Annotated in this window: 13 protein-coding genes; all 13 read right to left on the bottom strand. The window is 37.2% G+C overall.

Going from position 1 to position 13,847, the window contains the following annotated elements; all coding sequences use genetic code 11:
• Positions 1 to 40 precede the first annotated feature (40 nt).
• The 13 genes from F4694_RS28100 to F4694_RS28040 all read right to left on the bottom strand — a co-directional run bounded on the left by F4694_RS28100 (position 41) and on the right by F4694_RS28040 (position 13,535).
• Positions 41 to 1,024, bottom strand: a complete 984-nt coding sequence (locus F4694_RS28100; RefSeq protein WP_179603217.1) for a Gfo/Idh/MocA family protein — start codon at positions 1,022 to 1,024, stop codon at positions 41 to 43.
• A gap of 1 nt (position 1,025) precedes the next feature.
• Positions 1,026 to 2,024: a Gfo/Idh/MocA family protein gene (locus F4694_RS28095; protein ID WP_179603216.1), complete on the bottom strand. Its 999-nt coding sequence runs from the start codon at positions 2,022 to 2,024 to the stop codon at positions 1,026 to 1,028.
• Positions 2,018 to 2,848: a sugar phosphate isomerase/epimerase family protein gene (locus F4694_RS28090; protein ID WP_179603215.1), complete on the bottom strand. Its 831-nt coding sequence runs from the start codon at positions 2,846 to 2,848 to the stop codon at positions 2,018 to 2,020. Before F4694_RS28090 ends, F4694_RS28095 begins: the two co-directional genes overlap by 7 nt.
• A gap of 36 nt (positions 2,849 to 2,884) precedes the next feature.
• Positions 2,885 to 3,742, bottom strand: coding sequence for a MurR/RpiR family transcriptional regulator (locus F4694_RS28085; protein ID WP_179603214.1), 858 nt, complete (start codon positions 3,740 to 3,742; stop codon positions 2,885 to 2,887).
• Positions 3,743 to 3,836: 94 nt separating this feature from the next.
• Positions 3,837 to 4,817: an ROK family protein gene (locus F4694_RS28080; protein WP_179603213.1), complete on the bottom strand. Its 981-nt coding sequence runs from the start codon at positions 4,815 to 4,817 to the stop codon at positions 3,837 to 3,839.
• A gap of 116 nt (positions 4,818 to 4,933) precedes the next feature.
• A complete protein-coding gene (locus F4694_RS28075) occupies positions 4,934 to 6,007 on the bottom strand; it encodes a Gfo/Idh/MocA family protein (protein WP_179603212.1) in 1,074 nt (357 codons plus the stop codon).
• A 44-nt stretch (positions 6,008 to 6,051) separates the two neighbouring features.
• The gene (locus F4694_RS28070) at positions 6,052 to 6,807 is read right to left on the bottom strand and encodes an AAC(3) family N-acetyltransferase (RefSeq protein WP_179603211.1); all 756 of its coding nucleotides are present in this window, start codon (positions 6,805 to 6,807) and stop codon (positions 6,052 to 6,054) included.
• Positions 6,808 to 6,830: 23 nt separating this feature from the next.
• Positions 6,831 to 8,384, bottom strand: a complete 1,554-nt coding sequence (locus F4694_RS28065) for a DUF4127 family protein (protein ID WP_179603210.1) — start codon at positions 8,382 to 8,384, stop codon at positions 6,831 to 6,833.
• A 45-nt stretch (positions 8,385 to 8,429) separates the two neighbouring features.
• Positions 8,430 to 9,257 carry a carbohydrate ABC transporter permease gene (locus F4694_RS28060; RefSeq protein ID WP_179603243.1) on the bottom strand — a complete coding sequence of 276 codons (828 nt, stop codon included), beginning with the start codon at positions 9,255 to 9,257 and terminating at the stop codon, positions 8,430 to 8,432.
• 65 nt (positions 9,258 to 9,322) lie between these two features.
• The gene (locus tag F4694_RS28055; protein WP_257029446.1) at positions 9,323 to 10,201 is read right to left on the bottom strand and encodes a carbohydrate ABC transporter permease; all 879 of its coding nucleotides are present in this window, start codon (positions 10,199 to 10,201) and stop codon (positions 9,323 to 9,325) included.
• A gap of 245 nt (positions 10,202 to 10,446) precedes the next feature.
• On the bottom strand, positions 10,447 to 11,733 hold the full coding sequence (locus F4694_RS28050; protein ID WP_179603208.1) for an ABC transporter substrate-binding protein: 1,287 nt from the start codon (positions 11,731 to 11,733) through the stop codon (positions 10,447 to 10,449).
• 170 nt (positions 11,734 to 11,903) lie between these two features.
• Entirely contained in the window at positions 11,904 to 12,767 is an 864-nt protein-coding gene (locus F4694_RS28045; RefSeq protein WP_179603207.1) for a sugar phosphate isomerase/epimerase family protein, read from the bottom strand.
• A 66-nt stretch (positions 12,768 to 12,833) separates the two neighbouring features.
• The gene (locus F4694_RS28040) at positions 12,834 to 13,535 is read right to left on the bottom strand and encodes an N-acetylmannosamine-6-phosphate 2-epimerase (RefSeq protein ID WP_179603206.1); all 702 of its coding nucleotides are present in this window, start codon (positions 13,533 to 13,535) and stop codon (positions 12,834 to 12,836) included.
• Positions 13,536 to 13,847 lie beyond the last annotated feature (312 nt).

Here is a 13,847-nt window from a genome sequence, read left to right as displayed (position 1 = left end):
GTCAGTCTCTGGCATCACATTGTTTTACATCACATTCCTTTCATTCATTCCTTATTCGGATTGGTTTTTTCATTTTAGCTGATTCATAGGCCTTTATCGCAACTTCCATAGCCTTTAGGCCATCAAAGCCAGTGATTGACGGCTCTCTGTCTTCTTTTAGGCAATGTATAAAATCCTCAACTAACCCTAAATCATAAGAATTACCCCAAAATTCCTGATTGACCTTATGGTCTGCATCATTATAGACCATAAAATGCTGATTAAATGCATCCAAGTGGACAACCCCGTTGGTTCCCACTATCTCCATGGTCACATCCCCCCAGGTCGGGAAGGTTTTACATCTGGACCAACTTGGATCGTGGGAAGCAAAAACACCATTTTCAAATTCAAGCATTAACAATCCGCAATCATCGATTTGGATATCGTTAAAGACAGTGTCCACTTCTGCATATACCTCTTTCACTTCGCTATTCATAAACCAGCGCATTAAATCAACCACATGTACTGTATGGTCAAGAACCGCACCGCCACCTGACAGCTCTTCTTCGATAAACCATCCTCCCGGATTTTGGCCTCGGTTTGTTCCGCGGATCGCAACAATTCTTCCTAACTCGCCATTGTCTATCATTTGCTTGACACGTTGGACAGGTGGATTAAAACGAACAGGAAATGCGGTCTGCAGTTTTACACCATACTTTTTACATGTTTCAATCATGGACTGTGCATCTTCGACAGAGGTAGCAAGTGGTTTTTCACAAAGAATATGTTTTCCCGCTTTTGCGGCTGCAATAGTCATCTCTTTATGCCTACTATTTTCACTGCAAATAATAACAGCATCAATGTCTTCTTTTAATAAATCGTGATAGTCATGAAAATAGTTAGTTTTATATTGGTTTGCCGCGTTTTTACCGCGTTCTTCATTTTCATCTGCTATGCCAAATAATTCAACTCCGCTGATTTCGTTTAATGCTTCGGCGTAGCTATAGGCATGCATATGGGCAAAGCTAAGGATTCCTACCTTCACATTAATCAACCTCCTTTAACGCTACAACCTTGCCGGTTTTTACAGATTCTAAAGCTGCTAGACTAATTTCAAGCGCTTTAAAACCATCTTCTGCCGTCACTATTGGATCCGTCCCGTTTATAATACAGCTCACAAAATGTTCAAGTTCTACTTGATAGGGGCCTGTCTTCAAGGGACTTTCCGGTACAGCAACACCAGATATATGTAAACTGTTTTCCCTTAAAGTGGACCTAATGGGAACAGCATCTTCGCTATTATGGATTAAAACTCCATTTGAACCGGCAATTTCAATTTCCGTCTTAAAACCGCTTGGGTATGCCCAGGACCCTTCGACATGAGCAATCACACCATTTTTAAAACGCAAGCTAACAAATGTATGGTCGATTCGATTAAAATCACGCCCTAAATGGCTTTTAGCAAACACTCTTTCGACATCACCAAAGCACCATCTTAAAAAGTCAAAATCATGAATAATCATATCGACAATTAATGTACCGCTTTTCTCAACATTCGCATACCAATCATCCCAGGCTGTTGGAAAAACGCCGCCTCTCATTGTTCGAACGGTCCCAATTTTGCCTAACTTTTGTTCAGCAACTAAACGATAAATTTTTTGGTAGTCAGGAAAAAAGCGAACCACCTGGGCAACAAAAAGCTTCACACCTTCTTCCTTACAAATCTTAATCATCGCACGTGCATCTTCTAAGTTTCTGGCAAGGGGTTTTTCACAGATGACATGTTTTTTTGACTTTGCTGCCTTTTCTACATACTCTCGATGTAGAGATGTCGGGACGCAGACATCTATAAGATCCGGACTCTCAGAAGCTATTAAATCTTCAAAGCTCTTATAATAGTTAGTCCTTTGACTCTCAGCTAGGTTTCTTCCAACATCTTCCCTTATATCGACAATCCCAACCAGTACTGTATCACTCATGTTCACGTACGCCTCTGAGTGTGCCGAGCCCATTGTTCCTGCTCCTATTACTGCCACCTTCAACATGATGTCCATCCCTCCTTGATCATAAAATTGATAGAATCTGATATATCGTTTAGCAACTTTTCAGGAAAATGTAGATGTGGTGGAATCTCTGCTGTTAAATAATCCTCATATCCAATATTCTTTAATGCTTCTATAACATTCTTCCAATTCACATCACCCTGCAGTAAGGAAGTAAACCCCGAATGGTTTCCAGCTGCAGTTATAAAATCTTTTACATGAACTTTTTTTATATGTCCATTTAAGATAGAAATCCACTGTTCCGGATATCCATAATTCAGGACATTTCCTACATCAAAATATACACCAACCGCTTCAGAACCTATTTCATGAATAAAATTCTTCATTTCGATTGGACTTAATAGAAATTTATTCCAAACATTTTCAACGCCAATTTCAACCTTAGCCTCTTCTGCATAGGCACTTAATTCGCCAAGGGCTTCCAGAGCCCGTGAGTAGGCTGCATCATATGATACATCCTGGTTTACAACACCTGGAACAACTAAGATGGTTTTGATTTGAAGCAACGCCGCAGCATCAATCATTTTTTGAACAATTGATTTTCCCTTTTCCCGTTCCTTCTTATTATTACTTGTCAAACTATATTTCCATAAAAGACTTGTGGAGAGACTTGGGATCTCGAGATTTGCATTTCTCACTTTATCCCTAATAGTAATGAGTTCAGCGTCCGAACTTGTTAACGAAAACATACCGGATTCAGCCATATTCAATTCGATACCATCAAAATGCGCCTTAGCTGTTGTTTCTATTACTCTCTCAAAACTCCATGTTTCAGGGAAACACCAATGGTTTACGCCTTTTTTCATTCCTAACCTCTCTTTTTGCTTTATAGTTCAGCCATTTTAATACATCTTATCTAAAACTGCTTTTGCTGTTTTTTCAATTGATTTAAACGTATAGTCTTTTCTTTTAAGGGCAACCGCTGTTGTTAAAATATCCAATAATTGTAATTGGGCAATTTTAGAGGAAAATGAGCCTCCTTGCAGTGGTGTCTCCTTCGAAGCTGCTAATAAAATTACATCTGCATATTGCGTAATCGGTGATTTGGAATGACTGGTAAGACAGACAATAAATGCATGATTTTCCTTTGCAATTCGCATGGTATCCACTACATCCTTTGTGCTGCCAGATGTAGAAATCCCAAATACAATATCTTCATTCGTAGCAAGTGCGGCATTCATCGCCATAATATGTGTATCTGATGATTGCTCAACATGATATCCTAAGCGCATAAATCGATGTTTTGCGTCTTTTGCTAAAATGCCAGATGAACCAACGCCAAAAAAATATAGTTTTCTGGCTGTTGTAATCCTATCTACTACTTTCTCAACACTAGAAGGCTGTAACAGGTTAAGGGTATTATCAAGTGAATCAATAATTTGAGAAGTAATTTTTTTAGATACAACAGCTAAACTATCTCCATCCTCAATTTTTCCGTGAACTTGTTCAGATGGACTCACTAAATTTTGCGCTACAGCTAATTTAAAATCTTGAAATCCACGATAGCCAAGTTTCCGGCAAAAGCGAATGACCGTTGTTTCACCCACATTGGCCTTTTCAGCAAGATCTGTTACGGATGAATAAACGGCATCATGTGTATCTCTTGTAACTAAATCAGCTACCTTTTGTTCGGCTTTTGTTAATGATTTATACATACTTGAAATTAACACCAGTGGGCTTGATTGTTTAAGTATATTCATTTTTTCTCCCTTCGAAATCAGAGACAGTTCGGACGACATTATTAGTAAGAACTTCTCGTTTTAAAAACAGTCCTAAGGCTTGCATTATTTACATTTAGACCTCATCATACACCCATGGCTGCAGGGCTGCACCAATTAGTCCGGCATCCGGACCAAGTTCTGCCATTTTGAACTCGACTGGGGATACAAGTGACTGCATTCCAAGCCCCCCAACCTTATCTTTCACTCTTTTAATAAACCAATTCCCATCATTAAGGACTCCACCGGCTAAAATGATTAATGAAGGATTAAAAGTATGAATAATACTAACAATCGCATAGGCAAAAGCTTCTAACGCTTTCTCTACCACTTCGATTGCAAGATGATTACCTTCATTCATTAAATCAAAAACAACTTTACTTGTGACTTGATCAAGATGTCCTTGATAGTAAGAGAGTTTGCTATCTTGAACTGGATGATATTCTTTCAATTTTTCACGCATCCTATTTGCTATCCCAGTTCCAGATGAGTAGACTTCTAAACAGCCATTTAATCCACAATTACAGACAGGACCATTCATATCTACTGTAATATGTCCCAGTTCAGCAGCACCGCCCCAAGCGCCACGAATCATATTCCCACCGGATATAACGCCCCCTCCAACCCCGGTTCCTAAGGCAAGACAAATTAAATCCTTGACGTTTTTTCCTACACCAAGTTGTTGTTCTGCAAGGGTTAAGGCATTTACATCATTGTCTACCCAGACAGGCAAATCAAATTTTTTTGTGAAGATATCCCTTAGTGGGACGTCATTCCAATCCTTAATATTGGTTGTTCCCGAAAGTACTCTTCCCTTTTCAAAATCGATTTGTCCTGCCGTTCCAATTCCAATACCGACAATTTGAATTTTAAGCAACTTGGCTCTTTCCAGAAAAATGGTTATCTTCTCTTTCATTAAGTCAATAATGGATTCACGTGTTTCCTGAGGGGTTGAATAGGTCGCTTTTTCTAGTATCTTTCCATCATGACTAACAATCCCAAAAGAAATCTTTGTTCCTCCAATATCAACACCGATTGAATATTTCGCTTCTTCCATCAGTATCACCTACTCTCGCTTTATCTTCGGTACGAAAGATAAAAGAATATGTATGTTACTGCACCTAACTAAAAACATCCCTTAACTTAATATAGGAGCAGTAGGAATCAGTATTATTATTTTTTTTGATAGAAAGTTTCAAGTAAGACTTCTTTATTAATCCTGGATGATTCGGCTATTGCTTCTAACATTCTTAGAACTTCAGCACCTTCATCAGCTGGAATCAGCGGCTTCGTTCTATTATGGACACAATGTACAAAGTGATTGATTTCTTCTTTCATTTGATCATTTTTTATAATATCAAGTTTAGATTCAGTGAAAAATTGATTGATTTCTGTATAAAATCGAAGTGGTTCTAAAGAAAGGCCACCTTTGGTTCCATAAATATCTACACATATGGCATCATCTTTAGCGCCATTTAAAGCCCAGCTTACTTCTAGGTTCATAACCATACCTGATTTAAAACGAATAAAGGCGGCTGCAAAATCTTCTACATCAAACACTTCATTATTATCGTTATAATTACTTGAAGATTGCCAGCGTGAGGTCATTTTTGTAGCAAAACTACCGATTCCGTTCTTTAAAAATCCTGAAATTCGTTCAGGTTCAGGCTTTCCAAGAATCCACCAGGCCAAATCTAGGGCGTGTACACCAATATCCATTAGCGGACCGCCACCTGACTTGGAATGATCAGTAAACCAACCTGTAGGAGTACCTCTTCTACTGAGAATTTTCACTTTTGTATAATAGATTTCACCAAGACTATTGGCTTCAACAAATTCCTTTAACGCTTGAGAATCGTTTCTGAAACGATGAGTCATACCCACCATACAAATTCTATTATGGGTTTCAGCAAGTCGAACTAATTCTAGGGAATCCTGATAAGATGTCCCTATTGGCTTTTCTACTAAAACATCAACACCGTTACGAATGGCTAATTTGGCTAAAGGAATATGTGCATGATTGGAAGTACAGATACTGACCGCGTCAATATCCGAGCTTTTGAACATTTCCTCCGCATCGCTATAGATATTCGCAACATTAAATTTAACTGCCATTTTATGTGCTCTCTCTAAATTCATATCAACAATCGCAGTGATTTCAACATCTTCATTTTCCTGATAATAAGGCAGATGGCCATATTCGGCTATGGTACCTGCACCAATAATCCCTACTTTTACTTTGCCCATTCTGAATCACTCCTTATATCCAAATATAATCGCTTTAACTCTTTTCACACCCGTTCAACAAAATAGAAAGGATCCTTTTTTAAGATATTAAGTGCTCTATCCCAAAGGGGTTTAGCCTCTATTAAATGTGCGTTAGCTTTCAGGACTTTTCCACTATGAAGTTGTTTTTCTTCTAATATCGCTTCAATACGGTCATATCTCTGCTTCCATCCATTAAAATCATGTCTTCTGCACTTTAACATGTGCGTTCTTCTATGTTCATCTATCACTTTGTACGTATAAAAGTTACCAAATAAATAAGGAGGATTTACCAATTCTTCAATCGCATGCATGGATGTATTCGGTTCTATGCCACAACCTAGAAATAATATTTTCCCATTTCGTTCCGGGAGTTTTCGATAGGGCGAATGCTCACCACATGGAGTTTCATCCAAGGAATGATCCGATAACAGTTCTTTTACCAATTTCCCCATACCGCTGACAGAATGCGTGGGGTTTAGACTACGCTTTACTGCGATATGCTTCCGAAAATATTCAGGAATTTTCCCTACATTGGATGGCGTTCGTACTACATCAAAATAAGGGTTTTCAGGTGTAACAATTTCATATGAAAGGCTTGGAAAAAGCAGCGTTCCGGTTTCTCCAACGGCTTGATACAGACTCTCGATAATCGTTCGTTCTCCACCCGGGACATATCCAAACGAGCTTAACGAGGAATGAACGAAGATGACATCCCCTTTCGCTACCCCGAGCTCCTTAAGCTGCTTACTTATTAATTTTTTATACTCATTTACTGGCAATGAACCCCCCTCCAATAAGTTGATTATATTGCAGAAATTCGAGCAGTTTTAATAGATAAGTCAAACCCCACTTCAAACATTCTGTCCCATGGTAAAACAACATTTTTCAGAGTCACTTCATGATCAGTAAGATACTGTTCAATAAAATCTTTAAGTTTATTTTGAATAATATTTTGAATTTCCTCTTGATATTCGCCTAAATGAAAGTAATCGACACCAAACTTCGGCAAATCCTCGGAACACACATTTTGACGAACCAAAGCTTGGTAACCCCAGTCTTCTACTAATCTTGAATAATAAAACTCTTTGCTTCTGCCTAATTTCTCCTCATTACCTGACTCATTGTAATAAGATGCAACAATCGCATGGGCATTTACCGTTCCTATTGTATTACCTGATGTATTCCAGCCTGCATAACAATTTATTTTAGATAGCAGTCCTTTTTTAGCCAGTAATTTCATTAAAACATTATCACTTCCGTTACAGGTAGCAACATCAGCCAAAGCAATAAACTTTTTTTCATTGAGATAATACTCCATGACTCTTACAAATTCTTGTTGATGTACTTCAGAGAAATAGGACCGATGTCTTTCCTTATATGTACCTTGTTCTGCAACATTAAATTCTCCTACCGCTGGTGAATTGACCATGAGTAATATATCCGCATCCTTAGAATAATCTAACATGATACCGCCAGATGCTGTTATATGGGATTTAATACTTTCATTTAAACTTCTATCTTCATATTTTGGGATAATCTCAGGCCCTTTAGTAGATGAATATCTAACAAAGATTCTTGGGACATAATTCTTTACTTCACAAAAAACTTTAGCAAATAGTGTACAGCCAATTTCATCTGCACCTGGATAGATGGACACTCGATCAAACAGATTTTGTTCTTCTACCTGAAGGATAAGCTGGCGCTGTTCTTTCGGTGAAAAACCATATTTGGAATTATCATCAAGTGGAATAATTAAGAAATCGATCAATTCCTCATTCGTTAAGCGAATTACTTGTTGATTCACAAAGAAGTTTACTTCCCTACGGTTGAGAAAATCTGATAAAATTTCTGCCGGAACCTTCTCTTGAATGGATATCAGTTCGGTTTCTTCAGGACGATCAAGCTTTTCCTTATCCATTTTGTCTGTTAACCATCCGAAGCGAAAAATCTCTCGGCCATGTAATTGATAATAGTCGGGTTCTTCTTCGCTGCTACTATAGGCAGGTGCTCGCATAATCAAATTAAATGCCAATATTTTTATTTTTGGATTTTGTTTTTTTACTAGATTTAGGATTTGCAGTCGAGCATTACATTCTTCTTTAGATAAAGAATGTAATCTTGAAGGGACAATACCGCCGTAAATAAGCATATCAATGGAAACAACTAAATAATGGGCATGTTTCGTTTCGTGAAAAAGCCATTCCTTAATGGCATGAAAGTCTGCAGGTTTCTTTTTTCTACCCAAGATCGATGGGTGTGGAACACACATGGTTAAATCGGTGATATTCGCTAGTTGTTGTGGAAAAACCAGGTTAACCGGTCTTTCATCCAGCGGTAAATAAACAATCTTCTTCATATTCTTACCCTCCTGAATTCACATTCACTTATGTTTCCATTTTGATTATTTAAAGCCTGACATGGTGGAACCGGCTTTCATAAAATACTTCTGTCCAAAGAAATAGATGATAATCATTGGGATGGTAAAAATAGCAGCAGCGGCCATTAATAATTCCCACTGTGCACCGTGATCCTGCAAGAAACCTTGTAATCCAACCGTAATGGTCCATTTATCCGTATCATTTAAGTAAATGAGTGGTCCTAAAAAGTCTGTCCACGTCCACATAAAGGTAAATAACACAACCGTTGCTAGTACCGGTTTTAACAGTGGTAAGACGATTTGCCAGTATATTCTAAATTCCGATGCCCCATCAATTCGCGCTGCATCTAGCAGGTCATCTGGAATACCCATTATGAATTGTCTTATTAAAAAGATAAAAAAAGGTGCTCCAAAGAATGCGCCGATCGTTAAAGGTAAATAGGTATTCACCCATCCAAGCTTGGCAAATATGATATATATGGGTATCATCGTGACTTGTGGAGGTAAAATCATAGTGGCAACTACAATGGCAAAGATGATATTCCTGCCTTTCCATGGGATCTTTGCCAGTGAATAGGCAATGAGAGGAGCAGAAATTACCTGTCCTAGAATATTAACGGCACAAAGAAAAAGTGTATTTAAAATATAGCGAAAAAAAGGTATGGCAGAGATCGCATTTTCGTAATTTATGAATTGCATATCCTTTGGAAAAATGTCAGGTGGTAATTTAAAAATTTCCTCCGGTGATTTTAAAGAGGAAGAAAGAAGCCAAAGAAACGGAAATAAAAAGATACTTCCTACTATAATAAGTAGTAGATGAGGTAATATTTTTTGTTTTACTAGTAATCCAATATCTTTATTTTCTTTTTCTGATACTTGGATAGTTGATAGATTAGAATGTTTAAGTTTAGCCAAATTTATTCACCTCCGTAGTAAACCCAACGAATAGAAGATTTAAATACTCCTATCGTGATAAGTATAACAATTACAAATAATACCCAAGCCAATGCAGATGCATATCCCATTTTCAAGAAAACAAAAGCTTGCTGGTACAAATAAACTGCATAGAATAGCATATCCGGCCCACCTTCTGCACCACCCATTAATATAAATGATTCTGTAAATATTTGAAATGCGCCAATTAAGCCCATAATTAGTTGAAAGAGAGTTACTGGAGATAAGGCAGGAAGAGTAATATAACGAAACTTTTGCCATACATTAGCTCCATCTAATGAAGCAGCCTCATAATAGTGTTGTGGAATTCCTTGCAGTGCGGCTAAATAAATGATTGCTCCAGCTCCTGAGCCCCATAACCCCATTAAAATTAAAGCAGGCTTTGTAAAACTCGGATCCGATAGCCATGCGGGATCTGGGAGGCCCAATGCTCTTAAAACAATATCGATAATTCCATACTCGGGATTTAATAACCAACTCCAAAGCATCGCACCAGCAACAGCAGGAATAACCGATGGTAAATAATAAATAGTTCGGTATATAGCAATACCCTTCACTTTTAAATTAAGAATAAGCGCAATCATTAAACTGGAAAAAAGATTGATAGGAACTGCAATTATCGCCATAAAAAATGTGTTTTTAATAGCCTTATAAAAGTTGGTGTCTTTCATAACTTCTGCATAATTTTCAAAACCAACCCATTTTGGCGAATTAATCAAATCATAGCTAGTCAAACTGTAATAAAAAGATACAATGAACGGATAAGCAGTAAAACATAGGAATCCAATAATCCATGGTGAAGCAAATGCCAATCCGATTAATGTCCAGCGTTTATTCGTCATTCGATATTTTCGATTATTTACACCTAACGCAACTTTCCCCATAGTCCTCCTCCTACCAATTGCTGAGAAACGATAAAAATATACTGCTGGAACCAATAGTGTTAAAACGTTCTTAGGTGAATTATTTTACTCAATGAATGGACAGGCTCTTATCGATAAAGCAATTTCAAACATTAGTCCTTATAATTAGGATGGAATGGTTTTATCTGCCTCCACCCAATTATAAGGATCTAATTTACTACCTCTTATTTTGTACTAGTGGCCAATGGCTGCACAGTTTCTTTTATTTTTTTCGTAGCATCTTCAATCGAAATTTTTCCTCTTAAGATGAGGTCATATTGCTTAGTAATTTCAGCTGTATATTCGTTCATAAACGGTAAAGCTGGGAAGGAACGCATATTTTCCCCTCCGGCATATTCTAAAAATTCTTTGAATCCAGGAACATCTGCATATGCGGAATCAGTTAATGCACTATTCAGTGTAGGCAGGTTTCCAAGTTTTGCAGTAAACTTTACCATATTCTCCTTTTTCGCAAACCAATTTAGGAATTCCCATGCTTCATCAGGGTGTTTAGCGCCTTTTGGAATATAAAATACACTTGTATTAATATTACCTGCATTGGCAAATTCAGGCTGATTTTCGTCATATGGAATTGGAGCAATGCCATAATTTAAGTTTGGTGCATATTGTTTTATAAAGGTAGGCAGCCATTCTCCATCAATGGTCATTGCATATTTACCAATAAAGAATGGGTTTTGTGCAGACATATACTTTCCAAGTCCAGAAGAAAAACGATCTAGGTTATCAGAGCCATACTCACTCCAAATATCTTTCGCTAATTGGATAGATTTCACAACACCAGGATCATCTGGAGTTACTTCTTTCTTTGAAGGGTCCCAGAAATCTCCACCAAATGTATATGCAAATGTATACGGGTCGACTCCTGGCCATAACCCAAGTCTATCTAAACGTCCGTCACTTTTTACAACACTCGTTTTCTCAATGACTTCTTTCAGCTCGGCAATCGTTTTAGGTGGACCATCAAAACCAGCCTCAGACAAAATATCTTTATTATAGAACAGCATGGATACGTGCATCGCAATCGGAATGGCAAACGTTTTATCATCATAGGTAACAGTATCTAACGCAGCTGGAATAAAGTCATTCATATCCATGCCACTCTTTTTAATATAACTATCTAAAGGTTGCATGGCTGCTTTCGTTCCCCACGGTACAACATTATTACCGAACTGGGAAGCGATGTCAGGTGGATTACCTCCAGTAATGGCGGTCAATTGTTTTTGATAATCACTTTGACTTAGCCCTTTTACCTCAATTTTATCCTGACTATTATTAAACTCCTTAATTAGTTCTTCCATGGCTTCCCCTTCAGGCCCTGTCCAACCATACCAGAAATCCACAACTACTTTATCACTCTTTGTAGTTCCTGACTTTTCATTAGAACAACCAGCCAAAATGGAACCAATTAAAAGAATTGATAATAACAGAGAAAATATAAACTTCTTTTTCATCCTTTCTCCTCCTTTAAATGTTTTAAAATAATCCAAAATTCTCAATCTATTACTGAGAATAAAATGCTATCAAAGGTGAATGTACAAGAGAGGAATAGTGGTTGAGGTAGAAACATGTTGATATTATAATAGTTTGTTAGCTTTTAAATTTCACAAAATATATATTTCAGTTAAAAGGTAGCGCTTTCAATACAAGACTGAACTAAACCATCGACATAATCGATAGATATAATCGATCCCATAGTTGGTTCTTCGCTACCTTCAAATTCAACTGCAAGCCAGCCATCATACTTATTTTTAATTAATTCTGTAAAAATATAGGATAAATCTACTTCGCCATCACCTGGGATTTTTCCTAAAAACAAATCTCCTGACAGCGCTTTATAAGTATTTCCCTTTTGTTCTACATCCGTAGGTAAGAAGTCTTTAACATGAACATGGCTAATATAGCCTTTTAGATCTACAACTGCATCTTTAGGATTTTGACCTACCAATAAAAAGTTACCTGTATCAAATGTACTTCTTAATGATGGTGAACCAACATTTTTTATAATACTTAGTACTTGATCACTTCTTCCGGCAAATAATCCATGATTTTCGATACAAAGGAGGACACCCTTTTCTTCAGCATATTTTGCTGCCGCAGCCAATCCTTCCAAAACATAGCCCATCCCCACTTCATATGTAATGGAATTATCATGTGGGAGATCCCCGGAAAATACTCTAACGATATTTGTACCGAAGTGAACAGCCATATCTACTGCATCTGTTACTTCTTTCAACTGAGCCTTACGTTGTTCAGGATCAGAAACGACAAAATTATTGCAAGCTGCATAACTAGATACTTCGAGCTTGTTCCGTTTTAATGCTTCTTCTACCTTCGGTAATTCTATTTCTTTATCACTCCAAAAAATACTTAGCAGTTCTACTCCCTGCGCTTTCGTCGTACCCGCAAAATCAATAAAATCTAAAATACTCCATTTCCCTTCATACCAATACTTGTGAACACTCCACATACTTAATGCAACCTTCATTTCATACACCCCTTTTATATTTGTTCGTATGGTATCACCAAAGTTGTATTCTTACCTCGTACCCAACTAGACAATCTTTCTTGCGTGATGAATCTTTTTCACAAACGATTTTGTTATCTCTTGGGGTCTTGTAATGGCTGTGCCTACAACAACGGAATGAGAACCAAACAATAAAGCCTTCACTGCATCTTCAGGAGTAGAAATTCTACCTTCCGCGATAACTGGGATATTAATAGAAGAAGTGAGTTCTTTTATCAGCTCAAAATCAGGGCCATCTAAATGACGGCTATAAGGCGTATAGCCTGACATAGTGGTTGAAATTAAATCGCATCCATCTAAAACGGCTTTCTTTCCTTCTTCTACCGTCGAAACATCACCCATAATTAAACAATTACTATTTTTTCTTATGAAAGAAACCAACTCTCGAAAATTAATTCCTTGTGGTCTTTTCCTTAAGGTAGCATCTAACGTAATGACGTCTGTTCCGGATTCTATTAATTCTTGGACCTCTTTAAAGGTCGGTGTAATATATACATCACTATCCCTATATTCTCTTTTAACGATACCAATTGTCGGAAGCCCAGTCTCTTTACGAATGGCAATGATATCCTCTTTGCTATTAGCACGTATAGCTACTGCTCCACCAATTTTGGCAGCAAGGCCCATTTTGGCCATAATTTCAGGTCCATGTAAAGGCTCATCCTCTAGCGCTTGACATGATACAATTAATTCCCCTTTGATAATATTTAAAAAGGTTTCCTTATCCATCATTTCCCCCCCTCTGTTCATTTTTTAGAAAAATATATCCAAAATTATAAAATTAGGAGGATATTTTCCCCATTAGTGTGCAAAAAAAACCTAACCTTCTCTTTTATACAACAAGCATTGGTTAGTTAAGTTTGAACTCCAAAAAGGATAAAAAATACACGTAGGATTTTTACTCCATTTTTTTTATAATTAAAGGATTATTTCTTCATTTTTTATTCTATATTACCCGAGCAAAGCTGTCAATTGTATTTTTAGAATTTTCTAAAATTTAAAATTAGCAGAAGTGTTACGAAAAGAACCATAGGGGAAGTT

It is taken from the genome of Neobacillus driksii, assembly GCF_013409995.1.
GTDB lineage: Bacteria > Bacillota > Bacilli > Bacillales > Cytobacillaceae > Neobacillus > Neobacillus driksii.
This window is presented reverse-complemented; position numbering and strand designations above follow the sequence as displayed.

Bases quoted from the DNA above. Each gene is read 5' to 3' on its own strand.
- F4694_RS28095 (WP_179603216.1), bottom strand. From the start codon at position 2,024: ATGTTGAAGGTGGCAGTAATAGGAGCAGGAACAATGGGCTCGGCACAC.
- F4694_RS28090 (WP_179603215.1), bottom strand. From the start codon at position 2,848: ATGAAAAAAGGCGTAAACCATTGGTGTTTCCCTGAAACATGGAGTTTT.
- F4694_RS28085 (WP_179603214.1), bottom strand. From the start codon at position 3,742: ATGAATATACTTAAACAATCAAGCCCACTGGTGTTAATTTCAAGTATG.
- F4694_RS28080 (WP_179603213.1), bottom strand. From the start codon at position 4,817: ATGGAAGAAGCGAAATATTCAATCGGTGTTGATATTGGAGGAACAAAG.
- F4694_RS28075 (WP_179603212.1), bottom strand. From the start codon at position 6,007: ATGGGCAAAGTAAAAGTAGGGATTATTGGTGCAGGTACCATAGCCGAA.
- F4694_RS28065 (WP_179603210.1), bottom strand. From the start codon at position 8,384: ATGAAGAAGATTGTTTATTTACCGCTGGATGAAAGACCGGTTAACCTG.
- F4694_RS28055 (WP_257029446.1), bottom strand. From the start codon at position 10,201: ATGACGAATAAACGCTGGACATTAATCGGATTGGCATTTGCTTCACCA.
- F4694_RS28050 (WP_179603208.1), bottom strand. From the start codon at position 11,733: ATGAAAAAGAAGTTTATATTTTCTCTGTTATTATCAATTCTTTTAATT.
- F4694_RS28045 (WP_179603207.1), bottom strand. From the start codon at position 12,767: ATGAAGGTTGCATTAAGTATGTGGAGTGTTCACAAGTATTGGTATGAA.
- F4694_RS28040 (WP_179603206.1), bottom strand. From the start codon at position 13,535: ATGGATAAGGAAACCTTTTTAAATATTATCAAAGGGGAATTAATTGTA.